Raw genomic sequence first — 21,679 nt, 5'->3', positions numbered from 1 at the left:
GTGCTGCGGGTCAGCCGTTCACCTTGGCGATGACGTTGTCCGCGTACCAGTTCAGGTGGTCGATCTTCTTCTGCAGCGGCTCGGTGTCGGGCCCCTTGATGTAGGGCAGCCGGAATCCGACGATCACGTCGGTCACGCCCTTGTCCTCGAGGCGCTTGCATCCGTCGACCGAGTAGGCGTCGACCGAGATCACGTGGATCTCGAAGGGGTCGTTGAGTTTTCCCTCGGCCTTGCGGATGTCGTTGATCTTCTCGATGAGCGCGTCGAGCTCCTCGCCGTCACCGCCGCCGTGCATCCATCCATCGCCGCGTACCACCGCCCGTCGCAGGGCCGGGTCGGCGTGGCCACCGACGAGCATCGGGATCGGCTCGGTGGGTGCCGGCGACATCTTGATCTTGGGGATGTCGTAGAACTCGCCATGGAACTCGAAGTACTCACCGGTGGTGAGGCCCCGGATGATGTCCATGCACTCGTCCATCCGCTTGCCGCGGCGTTTGAAGTCCACACCCATGAAGTCGTAGTCCTCGGGCCACGGGCTGGTGCCGACGCCCATCGCGAAGCGGTTGCCGGTCAGGAACGCGACCGAACTCGCCTGCTTGGCCACCAGCGCGGGTGGGCGGACCGGGAGTTTGACGACGAACGGGGTGAACCGGATGGTCGAGGTGACCGCCCGAGTGCGGCCGCCTGGATGAACGTCTCGATGAACGCCTTGTCCTCGAGGAACTCGCGGTTGCCGTCCTCGGTGTAGGGGTATGTGGCGTCCGATTCCTCGGGATAGGCCAGCGAGTCCGGGATGGTGAAACCCGCATAGCCTGCCTTCTCCGCCGCCTGGGCGAGCGGAGGGTAGAACGTGGGGTCGGTCATTGCCTCGGCAAAGGTGAAGCGCATCGTGCTCCTCAGGACGTGTGGCGGTCTTCACCAAGAGTAGAACACGTTCTAGTTTGGTGGGGAAGGGATCGACGGTACCGGTGCCGGAATTGTCGGGACATGGTCCGTGTTGCCGGATCATGGGCAACGACACCACTTCGCTGACCGCCGACGACCTGGAGTTCCTGCGCCGGCCTCTGCACGGCTTCCTGTCCATGGCCGCAGGCCCGGTCCCGCCGCAACCCAGACCGGTCTGGTTCGAGGCAGGCGACGACGGGACGATCGCACTGTTCACCGGGCCCGAGTCCATCAAGATCCGCCATCTGCGTGGCGACCCGCGGGCGTCGATCGTCATCGCAGCGCCGGTGGGGGAGCGGGAGCGGTGGGTGTCGGTGACCGGCCGGGTCACCGTGGAACCCGATGGAGCACACGACCTGGCCGCCCGGCTCGCCGAACGCTACTGGGACCTCGATGACCCGGTCCGGGCGCGAGATCGCGACGAGCTGCTCGCCGAGCCGCAAGTACGTCTTGTCATCCACCCGGAGGCGGTCCGCCGGTTCAGCTTCTGAGAGTGGGGCGACCCTTCGTGACGCTCGCAAGCTCGCTCCTCAGGGGCCGGGTGACGTCCGCACGCTCGGACCGGGTGGCGTCCGCACGCTCGCCCCTCAGGGGCCGGGTGACGCTCGCACGCTCGCTCCTCAGGGACCGGGTGGCGTTCGCACGCTCGCGGGGAGGATTGATCCCTGAGGGCGGCGCGAGGTACGAGCGGCGCGTCTGGAAGGGCCTACGGCCGCGCGAACCGCTCCTTGCGACCCAGGCGCCGCAGCCGCAGCCATTCCGCAAAACCCTTCGGATCGCGTTGTTGGACAAGGAAATACCAGCCGAACCGGGCGTATTCCTGAGGCAACAGTTTACGCATCCCGGGTTGGCTCATCAGGTACCCGCGGTTGCGGTAGGTGAAGAAGCGCTTCGTCGGATTGTCGGGATACTGGGTGTGCATCCGACCGCCGAGGATCGGGCGGAACTCGTCGGAGCCGTCGGGATGCAGATAACCGGCGGTGAGACAGGTGCCGAACGGGAGGCCCGACCGCTGCAGGCGGCGGTGGATCTCGACCTCGTCGCCTCGGAAGAACAGACGCAGGTCGGGTACGCCGACCTCTTCGATCGCGCGCGCAGAAAAGAGTGCGCCATTGAACAGTGACGCGATGCCCGGGAGCAGATCGTCGTCGTGGGCGGGGTTGTCGGGGGTATCGGCGAACAGCTCGGATCGCTTGCGCCGCCACACGAGTCCGCGACGCAACGGGAAGGCGAGGGCGTCCGGATCGTCGATGTTGGCGACGACGGGCGAGACCTCCTCGAGTCCGTGGCGGGCAGCGCAGTCGAGGAGAGTGCTCAACACCGCCGGTCCGTCGGGGCGGCCGTCATCGTCGGCGCACCAGATCCAGTCGGCGCCCATCGCCAGCGCATGCAGGATGCCGAGCGCAAAGCCGCCCGCGCCACCGAGATTCCGCTGTGAGCCGAGGTAGGTGGTCGGGATGGGCTGTTCGGCAACGAGTTCGGCCACCTGTGGTTCGTCGGCGTTGTCCACCACGATCAGATGATCGACGGGCCGGTCCTGGTTGGCGACCACGGCCAACGATCCGGCGAGGAGCTCGACCCGGCGATGGGTGACCACCACTGCGATCACGCGGTCGGTCATGTGCCCGGTGCCTCCAATTCGGCGAGGACCTTACGGACGTGGGCCGCGGCGGCCGGCCCCTCGTAGGCGCCGACGACGTCTTCGATGCCGCCCTCCATCCGGATCTGACCGTGGTCGACCCAGAGTGCACGGTCGCAGAGCTGCGCGAGGAACTCGTTCGAGTGGCTGGCGAACACGAGGATGCCGGACCGTTCGACCAGTGCCTGCAGCCGCGTGCGGGCCTTCTTCATGAAGTCCGCGTCGACCGCGCCGATGCCCTCGTCGAGGATGAGGATCTCGGGGTCGATGCTGGTCACCACGCCCAGCGCCACACGCACCCGCATGCCGGTGGAGTACGTGCGCAGCGGCATCTGCAAGTAGTCACCGAGTTCGGTGAACTCCGCGATGTCGTCGATCTTCCTCAGCATCGCCTTACGGGTCATGCCGAGGAACATGCCGCGGATGATGATGTTCTCGTAGCCGGAGATCTCGGGGTCCATGCCGACGCCGAGGTCGAAGACCGGGGCGACCCGTCCGCTCACCCGGCACGAGCCGCGGGTGGGCTCGTAGATCCCCGACAGCAGACGCAACAGTGTGGACTTGCCTGCGCCGTTGTGTCCGACGAGTCCCACCCGGTCTCCGTGCTGCAGGTGGAGGTCGATGTTCTTGAGCGCCTCGACCACCACCACATTCGATTCGGTGGCGCCGATGACGCCGCCTGCCGCCCCCATCACCGACTTCTTCAGGGATCGGGTCTTCGCGTCGAAGATCGGGAAGTCGACACATGCTCCCCATGTGTCGACGCGAACTCTGTCGTCAGGTGCCATTTCTCGCCCGTCCTAAACCCAGTACGCCACGCGGGCTCGGTAATTGCGCATCACCAGCATGGCCATCAGCCAGCCGACCACAGTGCAGCCGATCACGATCGCCCAGTGGTAGAACTCCACCGACTGGCCCAGGAGCGGGCCGCGGGAGATCTCGAGGTAGTGGAACATCGGATTGAGTTCGACGAGCTTCAATCGCGACGACTTCTCGCCGGCCGCGGTGTTCCCGAGGCTCTGGGTGCTCCAGATGATCGGGGTCATGAAGAACACCAATTGCACGACGGTGGTGAGCAGCTGACCGATGTCGCGGAACCGGGTGGAGAGGATGCCGAAGACGATGGAGACCCACACCGCGTTCAACACGAACAAGATGATGGCGGGGATCACCAGCAGCACCGACCAGTGCAGAGGCGGCGGAAAGATCAGGAAGATCGCCACGATGATCACGATGTTGTGCGCGAAGATGATCAGCTGCCGCCACACCACGCGATAGACATGCACGCTCACCGGTGCCGGGATCTGCTTGATCAGCCCCTCGTTCTTGGAGAACACCTCGGCGCCCTCGAGGATCGAGCTCTGGATGAAGTTCCAGAAGATGAAGCCGAGCGCCACGTACGGCAGGAAGACCTTGATGTCCATACCGAAGAGCTCGCCGTACAACAGTCCCATGGCGACCGCGGTCACGCCGGTGGCGATGGTGATCCACAGCGGACCGAGCACAGACCGCCGATAGCGCTGCTTGATGTCCTGCCACCCGAGGTGAAGCCACAACTCGGAGGTGGTCAGGCCGTCACGGAGATCCTTGACCGCCCGGCGGAGCGTGCGGGAATCGGACACCGCCGGTGCTGGGGGTACCTCGCTGTTGACTACCGATGACACGGGGACTCAGCATACAAGCGGGGCATCAGAGGTATTGCCCCGTGCTGGGTCCGTGCGGTCCGCCGCCGGTCATGACGCCCGGCGGCAGTGCTCCTTGCCGCATCTGTTCGAGCTGCGCGCGGGCGGCCATCTGCTGTGCGAACAGTGCGGTCTGGATGCCGTGGAACAGCCCTTCCAGCCACCCGACCAGCTGCGCCTGGGCGATCCGCAGCTCCGCGTCCGACGGCGCCCCGTCGTCGGTGAACGGCAATGCCAGCCGCTCGAGCTCCTCGCGCAGCTCGGGCGCGAGACCGTCTTCGAGTTCGCGGATCGACGATTCGTGGATCTCGCGGAGCCGGTTGCGGCTCGCCTCGTCGAGAGGAGCGGCCCGCACCTCCTCGAGCAGTTGCTTGATCATGGTGCCGATCCGCATCACCTTGGCCGGCTGTTCCACCATGTCGGCGACGCTGCTGCTGTCGCCGTCGGCGTCGCCGCCGGACTGGCCTCCCACGACGATCACGTTCTCCGGTTCTTCGCCGGGAACGCCGGTGCGTGGGTCGTTGCCTCCGAACGGTCCAGATGTCATGACACCCATTGTGCCGAAGGACGTGTGTCGGTTGTCGTGATACCCCATGTCTATCGTGTGAGCTATGGCCTTCGACGTCGCACACGTGCGTGGATTGTTTCCCTCGCTCGGTGACGGCTGGATCCATCTCGACCCGCAGGCCGGCCTGCAGATACCGGACTCGGTCGCGTCTGCCGTGTCCAAAGGATTTCGGCAGCTCGGGGCGGCACCCGGCGGCGTTTACCCGGCCGCGCGGGCATCCGCCGAGGTGGTCGACGGTGCACGCCGTGCCGTCGCGGATCTGATGGCCGCCGACTCCGCGGCCGTGGTCCTCGGACCCTCGCGATCGGCACTGGTGAGCGGCCTCGCCGAGGCGATGCCGGTGTCGTCGTGGCTGGGCGGCAACGTGGTGCTGAGCCGCCAGGACGACGAACCCAACATCGTGCCCTGGCTACGCGTGGCCGACCGGCATGGCGCCCGTACCCGGTGGGCGGAGGTGGACGTCGAGACCGGCGCCCTGCCGACCTGGCAATACCGGGATCTGATCGACGAGCGGACTGCCGTCGTGGCGGTGACCCTCGCGTCGTCGACCGTCGGTGCGATCACCGACGTCGGTGCGATCGCCACCAGGGCACGGGCGGCGGGCGCCTTGCTGGTGGTCGATGCGACGAGCGCCGCGCCCTACCTGCCACTCGACATCGCCGAGCTGGGCGCCGACGTCCTGCTCGTCTCCGCTGAACGATGGGGTGGGCCGCGGGTGGCCGCGATGGGTTTCCGAAGCGCGGCTGTCATGGATCGCCTGCGGTCGCTGGCCATGGATCCGCGGGCCGTCGGGCCGGCACGGCTCGAGCCCGAACCGCATCAGGGCGCGCTGCTGGCAGGTCTCGTGGCGTCCGTGGAGCATCTCGCCGCCCTCGACGACGACGCCATCGGCAAACGCAGGCGCAGGGTTGTCACCGCCCTCGACGGCGTCAACGAATATCTGCGGCGTCTCACGTTCTATCTGACCACCACCCTGCAGCATCTCAACCAGGTCAGCCTGGTCGGCACGGTGGAGGATCGTGTCCCTGCGGTGAGTTTCACCTTCGACGGTGTCAGCGCCGACAAGGTGGTCCGACGCCTCGCCGACAACGGCATCTGCGCGCTCGCGGACGTACCCAGCCGCGCGCTGAGCCGGCTGGGAGCGGGGGATTTCGGCGGTGCGGTCACGGTGGGTCTCGGTCCGTATTCCACGCCGTACGAGGTGGATCACCTCGCGCGTGCGTTGGGGTCACTCGGCTGAACGACGCAAGTGGGTCACTTGTCTGAGAAGTGGGTCACCTGACTCGCAATTCGGCATCGCGGCCATTAGGTTTACGACAATGAAGGTTGTCGCGATTTCGTGCGGGCACTGATGCGCCGCGATTCGGGAGGGTCTGACCGGGACCTGAGTTCTACGGAACTGGATGTCTGGCGAACTGTGGTGAAGGGGGGCTGGGGTCTGCTCGCCGAGATCAACGCGGCGATGTCGGCCGAGGGGATGTCCCAGGCCGATCTGCGTGTGCTCGAGGCACTCGGCGACTCCCGCACGCGTGGGATCAGCGAGCTCGCCGCTGACGTCCATATGACTGTGAGCACGGTGTCGCGACAGACTGCGCGGCTGATCGCCGACGGGTTGATCGAGAGGGTCGAATGCGGCACCGACGCCCGCCATCGCTACGTGCGCATCACCGAATGGGGACTGCAGGCGCGGGACAGGCACGTGTCGGTGCGGAACAACCTGATCCGGCGCCTGGTGGTCGACAAGGTGACGGCCGACGAGTACCAGACACTCGGTGAGGTGTTCCGCAAGATCGGCAGTGGATTGGCCGACCACCCGGAGTGAGTCACTCCATCGTGAGCAGTACCTTGCCGATCGCGTCGCCGCTGTCGAGGTGCGCATGGGCGGCCTCCACGTCGGCAAGGGGGAAGGTCGACTCGATGATCGGACGTACCGTCCCGTCGTCGATCAGCGGCCACGTGATCCGGCGGGTCGTCGCGACCACCTCCGCCTTGGAACCGATGCCCTCGACCGGTCGGGAGCGCAGCATGGTGCCGTGGACCGTGGCGCGTTTGGACAGCAGGGTGCCGATCGGCAACTCGCCCTTGATTCCGCCCTGCATGCCGATGATCACGAGCCGGCCGCCCGTCCGCAACGCCTTGACGTTGCGTTCGAGGTAGGCCGCACCCATGATGTCGAGGATCACGTCGGCGCCACCGCTGTCACGGACCACCTCGACGAAGTCGTCGGTCGAGTAGTTGATCAGGATGTCGGCGCCGAGGTCCTGGCAGCGGGCGAGTTTGTCGGCGGTGCGGGCGGTGACCGCGACCCGCATCCCGAGCGCGTGGGCGACCTGCGTCGCGTGGGTGCCGATGCCACTCGACCCGCCGTGCACCAGCAGCATCTCCCCGTTGGCCAGGTGCGCGGTGTCGAACAGATTCGATGCGACGGTGCACGCGACCTCCGGCAAGGCGGCAGCGGACGTGAGGTCGACCCCGAGCGGCTTCGGTAACACCTGCACGGCCGGGACGGCCACCTTCTCCGCGTAGCCGCCACCGGCCAGCAGGGCGCACACCTCCTCACCGATCGACCAGTTCGAGACGTGGCTGCCCACCGCCGAGATCCGTCCCGACACCTCGAGTCCGAGCGTGTCCACCGCGCCAGGCGGTGGCGGATAGTTGCCCGCCCGCTGCAGCAGGTCGGCCCGGTTGACACCCGCCGCGACGACGTCGATGACGACTTCGGTCGGCGCGGGCTCCGGGTCGGGCAAGGTGATCACGGAAAGCTCGTCGGTTCCGGCTATGGCGCGCACATTGCCGATGCTGTCACAATCTGCGAGATCGGGTCGGGGAGACAGGGGAGGGCATGCCCGTACCGGAGGGGTTGTCCGAGGAGCAGTACCGCGTCTGGCTGACCGTGTTGGTCGGGTCGATGCTGCTGATCAATCACCTCGACGAGCGGCTGAGCGCGGAGCACGGGATCAGCCACGCGGAGTACCGGACGATGGTGTCGATCGCCAGGCAGGGCCCGCATCGGATGTCGGAGCTGGCACAGGCAGGCATCGTGTCGCGCAGCGGCATCAGCCGGTTGGTCGGCCGACTGGTGGCATCGGGATACGTCGAACAGTTCGCCGAGGGCTCCGACGGACGCAGTCGGTTGGTCCGACTGACCGACGCAGGCCGCGACCTGGTCGCAGCCGCTTCCGCCGATCACGCCGCACGAATCCGCAGGCACTTCTTCGATCTGATCGACCAGGAAGAGGCGCGTGCGCTCGAGTCGGTCTTCGGAAAGGTCGATGCGAGCCTGACCGGGCCACTCCAGTAACCTCGTCGGCAGGGAAGCGTGGCAGAGCGGCCGAATGCACTCGCCTTGAAAGCGAGCGTGGGTAAAACCACCGGGGGTTCAAATCCCTCCGCTTCCGCACATGGCCCGTCACCTTTCTCCGCAGGTGGCGGGTTATTTTCATGCCTGGCCGCGTTCGCCCTGGACCTCGTCTGGGCACACTTTGGGCACACTCGACGCCGATCGGGCCGCATCGAGCGCGAGCGCGACGGCATCGAGATCCTCGTCGAACAGGTCGGCGTAGGTGTCGAGAGTCATCGCCGCCGAGGCGTGGCCGAGCATCCGCTGTAGCGCCTTGATGTTCACGCCGGCCGACACCGCGAGACTCGCCGCGGTGTGCCGGAGGTCGTGGATCGTCACCCTCGGGACGCCCGAGCGGTCGACAGCACCCGCGAACCATCCCGACCACGAGACCGGCCGTCGGAGATAGCCACCGCGCCCGTTGTCGAACACGAGATCCTCGCGGGCCTTGCCCTGGCAGAGCTGGGCGAGCTCGACGACGAGGAACCCCGGCACCGGCACCGAACGGGCCTCGTGACTCTTCGGTGTCCCGACGATGACGCGCTGGTCAATCTGCACGGCGTTCTCGACGACGCTGATCCGCTTCCGCAATAGGTCGAGGTGCTCGACACGCAGCGCGATCGCCTCACCCCAGCGGAGACCGGTGTAGGCCAGGAGCAGCACGAGCGTCCGGTGGCCCTTCGCCTCGTCGGCGAGCTGGTCGACCTGTTCGTGAGTGAGGTAGGTCCGCGGCTTCGGTCGCTTCCGTGGGAGGTTCTCGGGGGTCCGCGCCGGGTTGCGTGCGATCCGACGGGCCTTGACTGCCGAGTCGAGGATCGCCGCCAGCACGCCGTACGCCCGGATGACGACGGTCGCCCCTGATCCCTTCTTCGAGACTGCTCCGTCCGCATCGGTCACTGTGCGGCCCATGTCGGCTATCCACCGCTCGACCGCGTCGAGGTCGACGTCGGCGATGCGCACCTTGCTCCATCGGGGTTTCACGTGCCGGTTCCACGACACCTCGGTCGTGCGGTATGTCGATGGCTTGAGGTCTGTCCGCTTCCGCTCCAGCCAGTCGGTCGCGAGTTCGCCGACGGTGACCTGTCCCAGCTTCGGCGCGACGTATTCGCCGCGCAGCTTCTCTACCTCGACGGTCGCCGCAAAGGCCTCCGCGTCGCGCTTCGTGGTGAAGCCGCGTTTCTTGGTCTGCCTGTGATCCGGTGTGCGGTAACGGACTTGGTACCGCTTGCCTGAACTCGTCGAGTAGGACTCAATCGTCGCCACGGGGCGCCTCTTCTGCGTTCCTGGCCCGAGATTCGATTTTCTGAAGGTCTCCGACAAACCGGCCGAAAGCGTCAGCGAGGGCGCCCGAGCCGTCAGCGTCCTCCGCGATGGATGTGAGCCATTGAGCAAGCAGCCTGGTCGGTGTTCTCCTGGGGTCAACCCACCACTGTTCGACGGGATCACCGGGTGGCGGATCGAGCTCGAGGTACGCCCACACGTGCGCGGCCGACGTCATGCCGAATGCGCTGTCTACCTGAGACTCTGACGTACCTGCTTCGGGCATCAGCAATAGGTTCGGGGGATGTCGAGTGCGATCGCGAGAGCGAAGAGGTCATCGACATCGACGCGTCGAGCGCCGTTCTCAATCTGGGAGATCGCCGAAGCTGAGATCGGCCATCGGCGCTGCGCGAGATCCTCCGCTAGGTCTCGCATCGTGAATCCCTGACGCTTGCGGTAGCGCGTGACGTTGGCCGCCACCGTGCGCCCAACCGGGCCAATCTCCACTCGTCTCGTCGCCATGATCGAAACAGTAGCGCCAATCTTGTACTAGAGCCAGCGACCGTGTATATGTGGACATGATCGAATTGAAACAATACATAACCGAAACAGGAGGGTCTTCCATGGATCGCGCCATCGACAATCTCGCGACCGCCGAAGAGGTGGCCGAGTACCTGCGCACGAGCAAAGCGCAGCTGGCCCAGGACCGCTACCGCGGAATCGGTCCGAAGTTCGTCAAGCACGGCCGGCGGGTGCTCTACCGCTGGACCGACGTCTACGCGTGGACCGAAGCGAACACCATGCAGCGCACCGACGAGCGTGCGGTGCCGGCGTGATGGTCGCCGACCGTTACGCCGCGCTCGAGGCCCACGCCGATGCGGGCCTGGGCGCCGAGGAGCTCGGCACTCGGCGATTCACTCGCATTTGCGAGCGCCTGGACCTCGCCGCCGATCGAGCGTGGGCACGCTTCGAAGACTCTCCGCGCGACCACCCGAACCGAGACATGCTGCGAGACCTCGCGTTCGCGGCAAAGGACCGAGCCGACGAGTTCGCCAGGTCCGGACAGAAGAAGCCCCCGACCAGCCGGCAAGCCATCGGGGGCAACCGCATCATCACGAATGGAATCGATCAATGACGCACGACAACGATAACCCGCCGACCGACTGGCGCATATACGCCGGCCGGCTGACCGGCGAGCAGATCCGCCGCCTCGCCGCCGACGAGCGGCACGCGCTACCCCCGGACGACCTCGTCGCTGCCGCACAGGACATGGTTCGCCAGAACGATTTCCAGCGCCTGTGTGACAGTGCCTATGAGGGGGCGGTCGATCGCGAGGTGGACACCTCGGACTGGATCGAACCCGAGTTCGACGGTGATGGGAAGCCGTTCGGCCCGCACGACGAAACCTATCGCGAACTCACGCTGAGGCATGGCGAGTGCCGCGACCTCGAGGCAACCGATGCCGTGCGCCTCGCGGTCCGCGCCCACGAGTTCCTGTCGGGCGCGCGACCTCTACCCGCGTGGGTCGAACTCGAGATCCGACCGCGTCACGACCGGGCGGAGCTCAGCCCGACTCACGCCCGAGCGCTGGCGGCCAGGCTGATCGAACTCGCCGACATTGCTCAGCGGACACCGAGGGCCGCGCGGAAAGAGGTCGAGATGGTCGACCTCGACTCGATCATGCTCAACGTCCACGTCGGGTCGAGTCTCGCTGCGGTGATGGAACGGAGCGCCACCGATCCGGCGAGGCTGGCCGAGATGATCGGCCTCACGCCCGACGAGTTCGACGAGCGTGTCCAAGCTCGAACGCCGTTCACCATCGCAGAGATCGTGCAGGCAACCGACGTCATTCGGTGCCGGCCAAGCGAGCTGTTTCCGTCCTGGGGCCAGCGTCTGGCGACCTGAGAGGCGCCACCGTGGCGCAACGGCAAGGGGAGCCGTCGACATGAAGGGAATCCACTCACCACAAGACAGACAGGAGCCGCACAGATGGCCGAGCAACGGCCCACGATTCCCTGCGGACGGTATGACTGGGAGCGGATGATCCGTGAGGAGCGGATGGATCGATCGACCAAGCTCGTGGCCCTCGTGTTCGCCTCGTTCGCGAACGTGAAGGGTGAAGGCATCTTCCCCGGCAATGACCAGTTGGCCTACGCGGCCTGCATGAGCCTGGCGACGCTGAAGCGCAATCGTGACGCCTTGGTGCGGACGGGGTGGCTCACGAAGGTCAAGCACGGCAACCGCCACCGCGGACTCTCCGACGAGTGGCGGTTGTCCATGCCGGATCTGCTTGAGCACCGGGAGGATTGGGCCTCAGCATGAACTTACGGGCAAACCTTCCCCTAACCGTTGGGGTAAATCTACGGGGTAATCCTGGAACAGCGACGATCTCTATAGCTCACCCAGATGAGCCGCAGACTTTGACTCTGTGGCTCATCTGGGTGAGCCGCAGATATTTCCATGGCTCATCCAGGCGAGCCACAGACTTTCAGCATGCGGTGTGTCTGACACAGGGCATCGGTCACATGACTGTCACGCGTGACCGTCGCAGACCATGTCTGTGGCTCATTTCGACCCATGTCTGTGGCTCATTCCAGAATGTCTGTGGCTCATTTCGGCCATGTCTATGGCTCACCCAGATGAGCCACCAAATGCCATATCTACAAATGCCATATCTACAAATGCGCCATCGCCGCCGCGGGCGCAAATGCCACACCGCCACAGACGACGACGAATCGTTGCGAAACGTACGCGCGCGCGACCGCGACGGTCGACGTCCGAAAAACTGCGGAGTATCTGACCTGCGATGAAACAACGGTCCTCCCCCAACCCATCGAAACCGAAGGAGCATGACCATGGCACAGAAGGTTGCAGACCTCTACGCCGACCTGTCGATCCGCGGAGATGACTTCGACGATCGACTCACGGCGTCGAAGCGAAGCCTCGACCAACTCGGCAAGGCCGCCGACAGCTCGTCCGAGCAAGTTCGGCAGTCGGCCGTGAAATCGGCGAATGCCTACGAGCGGGTGCGGACCGAGACCGAGAAGGCGGCCAGCGCGGCGCGCACCGCGGGGCAGAAAGCCGCCGATGCCGCCGAACGCGAGAAGATCGCTGTCGATCGACTTGCCCAGGCCCAGAAGAAGTACGGCGATTCGTCCGCTGAGTCCGTCCGTGCGCAGCAAAGAGTGACCGAGGCACACCGGGACACCGAGAGGGCCACAAAAGCCGCCGAGAAGGCCGCAGACCAGCACACAGTGACCCTCAAGCGCGCGTCCACCGCCGCGACGCAGGCCGCCCAGGACATGCGCCGCGCGAACCAGCAGATCGATACCGCGACACCGGACGGCAGCAAACTCGACGGCTTCATGAGCAAGCTGGGGTCGCTGGGCGAGAAGGGGTCGGAGGTCGGCGGCAACTTCGGTGGGTCGTTCATGGCCGGGTTCGCGCCGAAGATCGCGAGCCTCGGATCGAAGGGCGGCCCGATCGGTGCCGCGGTCGCCGGTGTCGCGGTCGTCGGCCTGGCGGCTGGCGCGTTGCTGGCGAAGTCGATCGCCGACGGCATGGACCGCGAGCAGATGCAGGACACCATCCAGGGTCAGCTCGGTGTCGACGAAGCGACCGCGAGCAAGATGGGCGCCGCAGCGTCCGAGGCGTACATGTCGGCATTCGGGGAATCGGTGCAGGGCAACATGGAATCGCTGCGCGGCCTGTTCGACTTCGGCCTCATCGACACCTCGGCCACCCAGGAGGACATGGAGGCGCTCATCGCGAAGGTCGAGGCGCTCAACACCGCACTCGGCAGCGACACCACCGACACCCTGCGCGGCGTATCCGGGCTGGTGCGTAGCGGTCTGGTCGCCAACATCGACGAGGCTGCAGACCTCATCGTGAAGGCCCGCCAGAACGGACTCAACGCCCAGGGCGACCTGCTCGACTCGCTCTCGGAGTACTCGGCGGGATGGAAGAACACCGGGCTGTCGGCCAAGACCGCGCTCGCGCTGGTCGACCAGTCCCAGACGCTCGGCGTCGACAACACCGACCGGGCCGCAGATGCGCTGCGTGAATTCGGCCGGCGCGTCACCGAGGAGGGCGGCACGATCGTCGACGCGCTCAACGGGATCGGTCTCAACGGACAGCAGATGTACGACGCATTCAAGGAGGGCGGTCCGGCCGCCGAGCAGGCGTTCGACCAAGCCTTCGACAAGATCCGGTCCATCGAGGATCCGGTGAAGCGCAACCAGGCCGCGATGGCCCTGCTCGGTGACACCGCGGGTGACTTCATCGGCGCGTTCACCCAGTGGGACCCGTCCAAGGCGGTCAACGACTTCGGCGAGGTGGCCGGCGCCGCCGACAACGCGTCGAAGGTGATGAACGACAACGCAGCATCGTCGATCGAGAGCCTGCGACGAACCATCGGCGAGTCGACCGGCGAAGTGAAAAAGGCCATGGCCGAGGCCCTCGGCCCGACGGTCCAGGACATGGCGAACGGGCTGATCGCCAACAAGGACGAGATCACCGCGTTCTTCGCTGACGTCGTCTCGGCCGCACTGACCTTCGGTATCGCGATGGGCAACACCGCGGCCGGATTCCTGCACGTGTGGGGATCGACCGCGGGCGAGCTCGGCAAGTTGCTCGGCCAGATGGTGTCGGGGATCGGTAGCGCAACATCGTTCATCGGTGGAATTATCTCGAAGATCCCCAGCCTCGGTAGCGTCGGCAACGCGATCAAGTCAGCGGGTGACGCCGCGAAGTCGATGGGCACCGACATGCAGGGGATGGGCGACGCCGCGCACGGTGCCGCGAACTTCATCGCCGACGAGCTGGTCCCCGGTATGGCCGGTGCCCGCGACCGCGTCAACGAGGCCGGTGACGCGGCCCGCAACTCGGCCGGCGCGATGGACACGCTCCGCAACTCCGTCGTCCAGATCCCGGACGCGAAGACCATCATCATCTCCGACAACAGCCCCGAGACGCGCAAGAAGCTCGAGGACCTCGGGTTCATCGTCACCACGCTGCCCGATGGCACGGTGAAGGTCGTCGCCAACACCGACGAGGCCAAGGCCCGTCTCGCCGACATCACGAAGACCGAGACGAAAACGGTCAAGATCTTCTACGACGACCCCGACGGACCGAACTACCGGACGCCACAGCAGCGCGCGATCAATCGCACCGCGATACAGGCCGACGGCGGCGTCCGCCAATACGCATCAGGCGGCATCGACGGCGCTCTCCCCGACCAGGCTGTCATCCAGCCCGCACGCGGACCTCGGGGGCTCATTCAGTGGGCAGAAACCGCCGCAGGACCATGGGAGGCATACATTCCCGGGGCTGCATCGAAACGACCACGCGCCACATCGATCCTGTCGGAGGTCGCCGGTAGGTTCGGGTTCAAGCTCTACCGCGCCATGGCCGACGGCGGTATCAGCACCCCGGGCCTCACGACCACCGATCAGCAGTCGATGTGGGACGCGATCCACGGCAAGTTCCCTGCCGCACAGATGACCTCAGGGACTCGCACCGAGCAGACCGAGGGCCACGCGGACTATCACAACGCCGGCAAGGCCATCGACATCTCAGGCGGCGATATGGGCGCCATCGCAACCTGGATCGCCCAGAACTACCCCGACAGCCTCGAGCTGATCCACTCACCGTTCGGCCACAACATCAAGGACGGCAAGAACGTCGGCGACGGCATCGCGTTCTACGGCGCCGACCAGATGGCCGCCCACGCCGACCACGTCCACTGGGCCCTCGGCCACACCGCCACGAAGGCCGCCGTCGCCCAGGCCAAACGCTACGACCCCTCGAAACTCACATCGAAGCAACGCAACATCGACGAGATCGTCGCCGAGGGCCAACGCCGCGGCAAGTCCGAGAAGGAAATCCGTTCCGCAGTCATGGCCGCCCTCGCCGAATCCAACGCCGAGGACCTCGACCACGGCGACCGTGACAGCGTCGGAGCCTTCCAGCAACGCCCCTCGCAGGGGTGGGGCAACGCCCAGGAACTCCAAGACACCACGATCGCGGCCGGCAAGTACTACGACGCCCTCGACAAGGTGCAGGGCAAAGACTCAATGACCGAGGCGCAGATGGCCCAAGCGGTGCAGCGCTCAGCGTTCTCCGACGGCTCGAACTACCAGGCCAAGGCCGCCGAGGCCGACAAGGAACTCGCCGCATCGATCGGACGGCTGGCCGCGGGCAGCGACGGCCCGGCCGACGGCACCGCCCCCGCCGGTGTCCAGCAGGTCTACGTCACGAACTGGCCCAGTGGCATGACCGCCACCACCGCCACGCCGACCGCGCCGGCACCGAAGGCCGCGGTGACCCCGAAGGCCGACGGCGAGCAGTTCGTCATCACCACCCCCACGATGAACGGTCGAGCACCGATCGTCCGGACATTCGCCAACGGCGGCCTCGAGGACCACTCGGCGCAGATCGTCCGCCCAGGCGACTACCGCGTGTGGGGCGAACCCGAATCCGGCGGCGAGAGCTACATTCCGCACTCGCCCAGCAAACGCGCTCGCTCGCTGGGGATCTGGGCGAAGACAGGCCGCATCCTCGGCGTGAAGGGATTCGCCCGAGGAGGCTTCGGTGGCTATACGGCAGACACGAGCGATGCCGCGGCACCGAAGAACCTCTACGACCTGCTGTCGCTGGGAGTCGGTAGTGGCCTGATGGTCGCCAACACCGCCGCCCCCTACGTCACCTCCGCACAGTCGGGCAACTGGACCCTCGGCGACCTGGCACCCAACGTGAACACCGGCGCCAACGACATCCCCGGTGTCAGCGCCGCAGTCCGCCAACAGACCGAGGTACTCAACGACATCCTCACCGCGATCAAGCAGGGCAAAAACATCACCGTCAAGATCCAGGGCGACCCGAACGGGTCGGCCGGCTTCAACTTCACGAGAGCAGGTATGTGAGATGTCAGCGTCAGAAGCACAGATCCGCATCAACGTCGAACGCGCAGCGAACATCACCCGCGCACGCCTCGACGACGACATCGACACCATCTACGCGATCCTCGACGAAGCGTGGAGCGACAGCGGAGTGACAGCATTCTCCGGCATCATCGACGCCCTCACGAGCGCGCTCGTCGAGCAGCTCCTGTACCTGTCGAACGGTGACATCGACGCGACGCCGCGCTCGATCGACTTCGCGTTGCTCGACATGGACCTTGAGCGACCGAAGCAGTGAGTGAGCGGTGCTATGTTCGTCGTGGCAGGCGAGATCCGCCAGCTCCGTTCGGAGTCCGCGCCTCGCTGCCACACCTGAAGACCAGGACCAGACCAGCAGTGAAGGGAACCGCCCCCGGCGACTTCGGTCGGCCGGCCACGGCCACGCCCGATGGACTGTCCGTCTCCCCGGCACTGAATCGGCGCACATTCGCGCCATCCATTCATCCTGTAGGAGAGGACTATTCCCATGAGCACACGACTGAAGGCGTTGCGTGAAGCCGCCGAGGGCGCCGCGAAGGCCGCCCGGGACATCGCGGAGAAGGCCGAATCCGAGAGCCGAGAGATGACGGACGCGGAGAAGGTCGCTTTCAACGCCGAGCTCACCAAGGGCAAGGATCTTGTCGAAAAGGTGAAGGCGGCACGCGCAGACGATGATCTGACCCGAGAAGTGTTGGACATGGCGGACGCAATCGGCCCCGCTGGCCCCAGCGACGAGCTCGCTCGCAAGTCCGGCCGACTCCCGCTCACCGGCGACGGCGTGAAGTCGCTCGCGCGCAACCTCACCCGCGCCTCGTACGACACCGAGCGCAAGGCCCTGGTGTCCAGTGGTGCCCGCATCACATCACTCCCGCTGCGGTCCGGGGTCGTCGAGATGGGCAAACTCCCGCAATCGATCCTCGATGTGATCGACTCCGAGGTGACACAGCCGCAGTTCTCGTTCCTGCGTCAGACCGTGCGGACGAACAACGCTGCACCCGTGGCCGAGGGCGCCACCAAGCCGACGTCGATCTACTCGATCGAGACCGTCGACAGCAAGCTGACCGTCATCGCGCACGTGTCTGAGCAGATCCCTGAGTACACGCTCAAGGACAACCGGAACCTCGAGCAGTTCATGGAAGTCGAGATGCTCTACGGACTGCGCAACGCGATCGAGACTCAGGTACTCAGCGGCAACGGGACTGAGCCGAACATGCGCGGCATCCTCAACACGTCGGGCATCCAGGTCCAGGCGTTCGCCACCGACAAGCTGACCACGTTCCGCAAAGCCATCACGAAGATCGAGACCACGGGCTACACCGCCTCGTCGCTCGTCGTCCGGCCCGAAGACTGGGAAGCGATCGAGTTACTCACCGCGACCAGCGGGGCCACCGATGTGCAAGGGCTACCCGTCAACACTGCCGCGCGCCGGCTCTGGGGAGTACAAGCCGTCGTGTCCAACGCGCTGCCCGAGGACACCGCGCTCCTGCTCGACCAGACCGCGCTGGCCCTCACAGGTGATGCGCAGTACGAGCTGAAATGGACCGACGCGATCTCGGACGACTTCTTGAAAAACTACGTCCGCGCGAGGCTCGAGGGCCGCTACGGCCTGGCTGTCTACAAGCCGATGGGGATCGTCCGGGTAGACACCGCCGCCTCCTGACCCCACAGACTCGGATGCGCCCCGTTCCTGGTCCGACTGCGTGCATCCGACGCCGCCAGCGGAATTGGTGACCCGCTGGAACAGCGCCCCGACCCATGTCTCCTGGGTCGGGGCGCTTGGCTGTCCAGGGGGTAGGGGGGGTCGAAATCTCTGGGTGCCGCAGGGGTGGACACCGGCTGGGGAGCTGCGTCTTTACGCGCTCAAATTAGAGAGATCGGGGGGGGCATCGCTCAAATTCGGCGGGAAAATGGTCACGTGACCAGATCCGTCACAGGATGTACACGGCGACTCGCCCCCGGAGTCGCGACCCCCTACGACCAGGGATGTTGACCCCCCTGGGCGTCCCCTCCGTTGCGTGGGCACATTTTGGGCACACTTGGGCACGAAACACCGTGATTTCCGGTGATGCGCAGCGACGAGTAATGGCAGGTGAGAGGCATTATCGACGCCTGACCAGCACCGTCGATTGGGGTTCAAATCCCTCCGCTTCCGCAGTTGGCCAGGCGCGTGCCTGCCGGTGGTGCCGGTTACCGGTGGTCGCGGCGAACCGTTGTCGGGGCGCAGGCGCGCCGGCGATTCTTGTCGGTGGGTGCCGTTAGTGTTTCGGTAGTTGATTCTCATGCACGCGTTCGTGGTGATGTCGGGTAGTTGACGAGGGTGTCCCTGCCGGTTCACACGGAAGTCGCGCGCATGTTCTCGTTCACCGATCCCGTCGCCGATGATGCAGCCGTGTCGTCGGCGCCGTCTGCGAGCCTGGCCGATGCCGCCCGTGACATGCAACGCCAAGGGCGCCAGCGGGAGGCACGGATGGTGTTGCTGGCCTATCGGCTCGGACTGTCGGTGTCCGACGACTTCGTCGTGAACCCGGTGCGCCAGAACGGGATTCGCGACGCCGCCGACAAAGCAGCGGTCGGTGAGGTGTCGCTCCAGCTCGGTGTCTCGAGATCGCAGGCGGGCAAGTGGCTCACACTCGGCGCGCAGTTGCAGCGGATGCCCCAACTGCGGTTGGCGTTTCTCGAGGGTGACTTCGCCCTGCACCGGATCTCGGTGATCTCCGCGATTCTCGGCGTCGTCGACGACGACCTGCGCGGCGTCCTCGAACCACTGGCGTTGGGGTTGGCGCGGCGCGCCACCACCGATCCGATGCTGCGTTCGCAACTCGAGAAACTACTCATCGAACTCGACCCTGATGCCGCGGCTGCCGCTCGCAAGGATTTCGCCGAACGCAACCAGAATGTCATCGTCAGACCTGATGCGTTCGGCCACAACACCGTCGACGCAACAGTTCCGGCCGAACACGGCGTGTTCCTCAGGGAGCGACTCGCCGCGTTGCTCGCTCTCAGGGTGTGTAAGCACGATCCGCGCACGACCGGTCAGCAGCGTGTTGCGGCGTTGGCCGAACTCATGGGATTTCCGGCCGCGCGCTTGACCTGTGCATGTGGTCGTGACGGCTGCGGTCGCGGTGTGGATGAACCTGCGCCGGCATCCGGGCTCGAACCGGAGGCCGCGTCCGGCATCGTTGTGGTCGTCGACCCCGATGACGGCCGAGCACCTCATCTGCGCGGCCACGGTGCCATCGATCCCGGCCATGCGGCCGAGATCGGCGACGCCGCACGGCAGATCGAACTACCGGCTGAGTCGATCGTCGCCGGCGCTGGTGGCGGCGACGGTCCTGCCCCGCCGATCGACCCCACCGGGCATGGCGGGTTCAGCGTCCCGCCTCCTGGAGCTCTGGTCTACCAGCCGTCGAAACAGTTGCGGGCGCAGATCCTCGCGACGGACCTGTGGTGCAGATATCCATACTGCGGCAACCCGTCCCACGCGTGCGAGATCGATCATCTGGTCAAGTTCGACCACGCCGATCCGAACGCGGGAGGCTGGACCGTGGCCTACAACCTGATACCGATGTGCACTCCCGATCACCACCGCAAACATCTCGGCGTGTGGATCCCGACCATGCACACCGATCGCAGCATCACTTGGCGCAATTCCGTGACCGGACAGCAGATTGTCACGTACCCGCGGTGATCGCCCGGCGATCGGCTGCCGACGCAAACCCGAGCCACGTGTGACGGTTACCCGCCCAGCACCAACCGACCTTCGGCGCGCCCTTGCGCTCCCGGCCGTCCCGGCCGGTGCCGCCGGAGATCCAGATCGCCGGGGTACGGGCGTCGAGGCGACCGCTCGCCCTCGTCAGACGCGACCCGATGGTCATGAAGCAGTGGTTCGGCTCGAGCTGGTCGGGTTGTTGCAGCAGCCACGCGATTCCTTCCCCGATGGTGAGTGGGGTGCGGGCGGCACCCGTGATCGCCGGCAGCGCCTCGTCGGGACTCCAGTTGGCCATCTCGTCACCGCGCTCGATGCCGGAGAGCAGGTAGAACGGCCCGTTCGGCAGGTCGACCCCGGTGATCGGCGCGAAGTCATCGAGGTCGGTCATGTCGACGACGACAAATCCGGGCTTGTCGGCGCGGGTGAGCAGTGGCGCGGCCACGGACGGCGCGAGCACGTCCGGGTGTGGGACGAGAAGCGCGTCTGTGGTGTCACCAGCGGACGCGGCGGCATCGACGAGCGCGGCGTCATCGATGCCCGCGAGACTCGCCACTCCGAGGTCGATGAGCCGGCGGGCCTGTGTCGGGAGGTCGGGGAGGTGAACACTCGTCGGGTGCATCCGGTCGATTATAGTCGAATCTCGAAATTGATTCTGGCTCAGCGCAATTCAGTAGCGCCACCGACGGTGGCCGCGAACAGCAGATATTCCCAGGCCATCTGCCCGTTGTCGAGGTATTCGTCGGCGAGGGCCGCCATCGCCGCATCCAGTTCGGCGATCCGTGCGGCATCGTCACCGATCGCCTTGTATGTCATGATCGTCGGCCCGTAAGCCGCCTTGAAGAAGTCCCGGAACTCCGCGCCGTCAGCGAATCGACTGACGGGCAGCGATTCGGCCGTCGCGGTGACGTCGCGGACACGGTCACCGAACAGGGTGCGCACATGATCGGTGTCTCCCCACAGCACGCCGGGGCTCGCGCCGGGCGGAGGCGGCGGTGCGTATGGCTTCATGACGGAGAAGAGCTGGCCGATGAAGCCGCTGGGCGTCCAGTTGATCAAGCCGATCCGGCCACCGGGCCGACAGACCCGGACCAGTTCGTCGGCGCAGCGTTGATGGTGGGGCGCGAACATCACGCCGACGCAGGACACGGCCACGTCGAAGGTGCCGGAGTCGAACGGCAGGTCCTCGGCGTCGGCGGTCCGCCAGACGATCCCGAGGTCGGGTTCGGTGGATTCACCTGTTTGGAGCAGTTCGGGGGTCAGGTCGGTGGCGACCACGTGAGCGCCGGTCCGTGCGGCCGGGATAGCCACATTGCCTGCGCCGGCGGCGACGTCGACCACGCGATCGTCGGGGCCGATCTCGGCGGCGTCGACGAGACGCGGTCCGAGTTGGGTGATCACATCGGCGACGGCTGGATAGTCTCCGGACGCCCACACTGCGCGGTGTTTCGCTTTCAGCGCCTGGTCGGTGGTGATGTTGTCGACGGACATCGTGTCTCCTCGGTCGGATCGAATGACGTAGTCAGCATCTCGCCGAGCCGTCCGACGGTCCAGACCAGGAAATGAACCACCGGTGGTACTGAATCTGTACTGGTCATCGT

21 protein-coding genes, 1 tRNA gene and 1 pseudogene are annotated in these 21,679 nt (G+C 66.0%); 13 read left to right on the top strand and 10 right to left on the bottom strand.

Going from position 1 to position 21,679, the window contains the following annotated elements; genetic code table 11:
- Positions 1-10: 10 nt before the first annotated feature.
- Positions 11-888: pseudogene (locus tag GTV32_RS14655) on the bottom strand (LLM class flavin-dependent oxidoreductase).
- A 119-nt stretch (positions 889-1,007) separates the two neighbouring features.
- Here GTV32_RS14655 and GTV32_RS14650 point away from each other — a divergent pair.
- Positions 1,008-1,436, top strand: a complete 429-nt coding sequence (locus GTV32_RS14650; protein WP_161060934.1) for a pyridoxamine 5'-phosphate oxidase family protein — start codon at positions 1,008-1,010, stop codon at positions 1,434-1,436.
- Positions 1,437-1,651: 215 nt separating this feature from the next.
- On the opposite strand, the gene GTV32_RS14645 is transcribed toward GTV32_RS14650, so the two are convergent.
- From GTV32_RS14645 to GTV32_RS14630, 4 genes are read right to left on the bottom strand one after another with little or no spacing between them, the layout of a single operon-like run.
- A complete protein-coding gene (locus tag GTV32_RS14645; protein WP_161060933.1) occupies positions 1,652-2,566 on the bottom strand; it encodes a glycosyltransferase family 2 protein in 915 nt (304 codons plus the stop codon).
- Positions 2,563-3,372: an ABC transporter ATP-binding protein gene (locus GTV32_RS14640; protein WP_161060932.1), complete on the bottom strand. Its 810-nt coding sequence runs from the start codon at positions 3,370-3,372 to the stop codon at positions 2,563-2,565. The genes GTV32_RS14645 and GTV32_RS14640 overlap by 4 nt, the downstream gene beginning before the upstream one ends.
- A 12-nt stretch (positions 3,373-3,384) precedes the next feature.
- Entirely contained in the window at positions 3,385-4,248 is an 864-nt protein-coding gene (locus GTV32_RS14635) for an ABC transporter permease (RefSeq protein ID WP_161060931.1), read from the bottom strand.
- A 25-nt stretch (positions 4,249-4,273) separates the two neighbouring features.
- Positions 4,274-4,813: a bacterial proteasome activator family protein gene (locus GTV32_RS14630; RefSeq protein ID WP_161060930.1), complete on the bottom strand. Its 540-nt coding sequence runs from the start codon at positions 4,811-4,813 to the stop codon at positions 4,274-4,276.
- 64 nt (positions 4,814-4,877) lie between these two features.
- Here GTV32_RS14630 and GTV32_RS14625 point away from each other — a divergent pair, with 64 nt between their 5' ends.
- Together GTV32_RS14625 and GTV32_RS14620 are read left to right on the top strand one after the other, a co-directional pair.
- A complete protein-coding gene (locus GTV32_RS14625; RefSeq protein ID WP_161060929.1) occupies positions 4,878-6,074 on the top strand; it encodes a cysteine desulfurase-like protein in 1,197 nt (398 codons plus the stop codon).
- Positions 6,075-6,254: 180 nt separating this feature from the next.
- Positions 6,255-6,656 (top strand): MarR family transcriptional regulator, encoded by a 402-nt coding sequence (locus tag GTV32_RS14620; RefSeq protein ID WP_343287339.1) that lies wholly within the window; start codon positions 6,255-6,257, stop codon positions 6,654-6,656.
- Between the two features lies 1 nt (position 6,657).
- Here GTV32_RS14620 and GTV32_RS14615 read toward each other — a convergent pair whose 3' ends face one another.
- Positions 6,658-7,623, bottom strand: a complete 966-nt coding sequence (locus GTV32_RS14615) for an NAD(P)H-quinone oxidoreductase (protein ID WP_161060928.1) — start codon at positions 7,621-7,623, stop codon at positions 6,658-6,660.
- 53 nt (positions 7,624-7,676) lie between these two features.
- On the opposite strand from GTV32_RS14615, the gene GTV32_RS14610 reads away from it, so the two are divergent.
- Both GTV32_RS14610 and GTV32_RS14605 read left to right on the top strand, forming a co-directional pair.
- The gene (locus tag GTV32_RS14610) at positions 7,677-8,135 is read left to right on the top strand and encodes a MarR family winged helix-turn-helix transcriptional regulator (protein ID WP_161060927.1); all 459 of its coding nucleotides are present in this window, start codon (positions 7,677-7,679) and stop codon (positions 8,133-8,135) included.
- A 12-nt stretch (positions 8,136-8,147) separates the two neighbouring features.
- Positions 8,148-8,232: transfer RNA gene (locus GTV32_RS14605), tRNA-Ser, on the top strand.
- Between the two features lie 41 nt (positions 8,233-8,273).
- Here GTV32_RS14605 and GTV32_RS14600 read toward each other — a convergent pair.
- Entirely contained in the window at positions 8,274-9,437 is a 1,164-nt protein-coding gene (locus tag GTV32_RS14600) for a site-specific integrase (RefSeq protein ID WP_161060926.1), read from the bottom strand.
- A 282-nt stretch (positions 9,438-9,719) separates the two neighbouring features.
- A complete protein-coding gene (locus GTV32_RS14595; protein ID WP_161060925.1) occupies positions 9,720-9,956 on the bottom strand; it encodes a helix-turn-helix transcriptional regulator in 237 nt (78 codons plus the stop codon).
- Between the two features lie 101 nt (positions 9,957-10,057).
- On the opposite strand from GTV32_RS14595, the gene GTV32_RS14590 reads away from it, so the two are divergent.
- From GTV32_RS14590 to GTV32_RS14555, 8 genes are all read left to right on the top strand, one after another.
- Positions 10,058-10,270 carry a helix-turn-helix domain-containing protein gene (locus tag GTV32_RS14590; RefSeq protein ID WP_161060924.1) on the top strand — a complete coding sequence of 71 codons (213 nt, stop codon included), beginning with the start codon at positions 10,058-10,060 and terminating at the stop codon, positions 10,268-10,270.
- On the top strand, positions 10,267-10,569 hold the full coding sequence (locus GTV32_RS14585; protein ID WP_161060923.1) for a hypothetical protein: 303 nt from the start codon (positions 10,267-10,269) through the stop codon (positions 10,567-10,569). The genes GTV32_RS14590 and GTV32_RS14585 overlap by 4 nt, the downstream gene beginning before the upstream one ends.
- Positions 10,566-11,339 (top strand): hypothetical protein, encoded by a 774-nt coding sequence (locus tag GTV32_RS14580; protein ID WP_161060922.1) that lies wholly within the window; start codon positions 10,566-10,568, stop codon positions 11,337-11,339. Before GTV32_RS14585 ends, GTV32_RS14580 begins: the two co-directional genes overlap by 4 nt.
- Positions 11,340-11,423: 84 nt before the next feature.
- Positions 11,424-11,756, top strand: a complete 333-nt coding sequence (locus GTV32_RS14575) for a helix-turn-helix domain-containing protein (protein WP_161060921.1) — start codon at positions 11,424-11,426, stop codon at positions 11,754-11,756.
- 533 nt (positions 11,757-12,289) lie between these two features.
- Positions 12,290-16,357, top strand: coding sequence for a phage tail tape measure protein (locus GTV32_RS14570; protein WP_161060920.1), 4,068 nt, complete (start codon positions 12,290-12,292; stop codon positions 16,355-16,357).
- A gap of 1 nt (position 16,358) precedes the next feature.
- Positions 16,359-16,631 (top strand): hypothetical protein, encoded by a 273-nt coding sequence (locus GTV32_RS14565; protein ID WP_161060919.1) that lies wholly within the window; start codon positions 16,359-16,361, stop codon positions 16,629-16,631.
- A gap of 228 nt (positions 16,632-16,859) precedes the next feature.
- Positions 16,860-18,032: a phage major capsid protein gene (locus GTV32_RS14560; RefSeq protein WP_161060918.1), complete on the top strand. Its 1,173-nt coding sequence runs from the start codon at positions 16,860-16,862 to the stop codon at positions 18,030-18,032.
- A 690-nt stretch (positions 18,033-18,722) separates the two neighbouring features.
- Positions 18,723-20,060, top strand: a complete 1,338-nt coding sequence (locus GTV32_RS14555) for an HNH endonuclease signature motif containing protein (RefSeq protein ID WP_161060917.1) — start codon at positions 18,723-18,725, stop codon at positions 20,058-20,060.
- Here the strand turns inward: GTV32_RS14555 and GTV32_RS14550 are convergent.
- Together GTV32_RS14550 and GTV32_RS14545 are read right to left on the bottom strand one after the other, a co-directional pair.
- Positions 20,044-20,700, bottom strand: coding sequence for a DUF5701 family protein (locus tag GTV32_RS14550; protein ID WP_161060916.1), 657 nt, complete (start codon positions 20,698-20,700; stop codon positions 20,044-20,046). The two genes, GTV32_RS14555 and GTV32_RS14550, sit on opposite strands and share 17 nt — an antisense overlap.
- Positions 20,701-20,738: 38 nt before the next feature.
- A complete protein-coding gene (locus GTV32_RS14545) occupies positions 20,739-21,569 on the bottom strand; it encodes a class I SAM-dependent methyltransferase (protein WP_161060915.1) in 831 nt (276 codons plus the stop codon).
- Positions 21,570-21,679 lie beyond the last annotated feature (110 nt).

It is taken from the genome of Gordonia sp. SID5947 (assembly GCF_009862785.1).
Classification (GTDB): domain Bacteria; phylum Actinomycetota; class Actinomycetes; order Mycobacteriales; family Mycobacteriaceae; genus Gordonia.
Note: the sequence above shows the minus strand (reverse complement) of the source record. Positions and strands in the feature narration are given on the sequence as shown.

Excerpts from the sequence above, each read along its gene's own strand:
- GTV32_RS14565 (WP_161060919.1), top strand. The coding sequence starts at position 16,359 with ATGTCAGCGTCAGAAGCACAGATCCGCATCAACGTCGAACGCGCAGCG.
- GTV32_RS14560 (WP_161060918.1), top strand. The coding sequence starts at position 16,860 with ATGAGCACACGACTGAAGGCGTTGCGTGAAGCCGCCGAGGGCGCCGCG.
- GTV32_RS14640 (WP_161060932.1), bottom strand. The coding sequence starts at position 3,372 with ATGGCACCTGACGACAGAGTTCGCGTCGACACATGGGGAGCATGTGTC.
- GTV32_RS14545 (WP_161060915.1), bottom strand. The coding sequence starts at position 21,569 with ATGTCCGTCGACAACATCACCACCGACCAGGCGCTGAAAGCGAAACAC.
- GTV32_RS14580 (WP_161060922.1), top strand. The coding sequence starts at position 10,566 with ATGACGCACGACAACGATAACCCGCCGACCGACTGGCGCATATACGCC.
- GTV32_RS14610 (WP_161060927.1), top strand. The coding sequence starts at position 7,677 with ATGCCCGTACCGGAGGGGTTGTCCGAGGAGCAGTACCGCGTCTGGCTG.
- GTV32_RS14595 (WP_161060925.1), bottom strand. The coding sequence starts at position 9,956 with ATGGCGACGAGACGAGTGGAGATTGGCCCGGTTGGGCGCACGGTGGCG.
- GTV32_RS14550 (WP_161060916.1), bottom strand. The coding sequence starts at position 20,700 with ATGCACCCGACGAGTGTTCACCTCCCCGACCTCCCGACACAGGCCCGC.
- GTV32_RS14590 (WP_161060924.1), top strand. The coding sequence starts at position 10,058 with ATGGATCGCGCCATCGACAATCTCGCGACCGCCGAAGAGGTGGCCGAG.
- GTV32_RS14630 (WP_161060930.1), bottom strand. The coding sequence starts at position 4,813 with ATGACATCTGGACCGTTCGGAGGCAACGACCCACGCACCGGCGTTCCC.
- GTV32_RS14570 (WP_161060920.1), top strand. The coding sequence starts at position 12,290 with ATGGCACAGAAGGTTGCAGACCTCTACGCCGACCTGTCGATCCGCGGA.
- GTV32_RS14625 (WP_161060929.1), top strand. The coding sequence starts at position 4,878 with ATGGCCTTCGACGTCGCACACGTGCGTGGATTGTTTCCCTCGCTCGGT.
- GTV32_RS14575 (WP_161060921.1), top strand. The coding sequence starts at position 11,424 with ATGGCCGAGCAACGGCCCACGATTCCCTGCGGACGGTATGACTGGGAG.
- GTV32_RS14645 (WP_161060933.1), bottom strand. The coding sequence starts at position 2,566 with ATGACCGACCGCGTGATCGCAGTGGTGGTCACCCATCGCCGGGTCGAG.
- GTV32_RS14650 (WP_161060934.1), top strand. The coding sequence starts at position 1,008 with ATGGGCAACGACACCACTTCGCTGACCGCCGACGACCTGGAGTTCCTG.
- GTV32_RS14555 (WP_161060917.1), top strand. The coding sequence starts at position 18,723 with ATGTTCTCGTTCACCGATCCCGTCGCCGATGATGCAGCCGTGTCGTCG.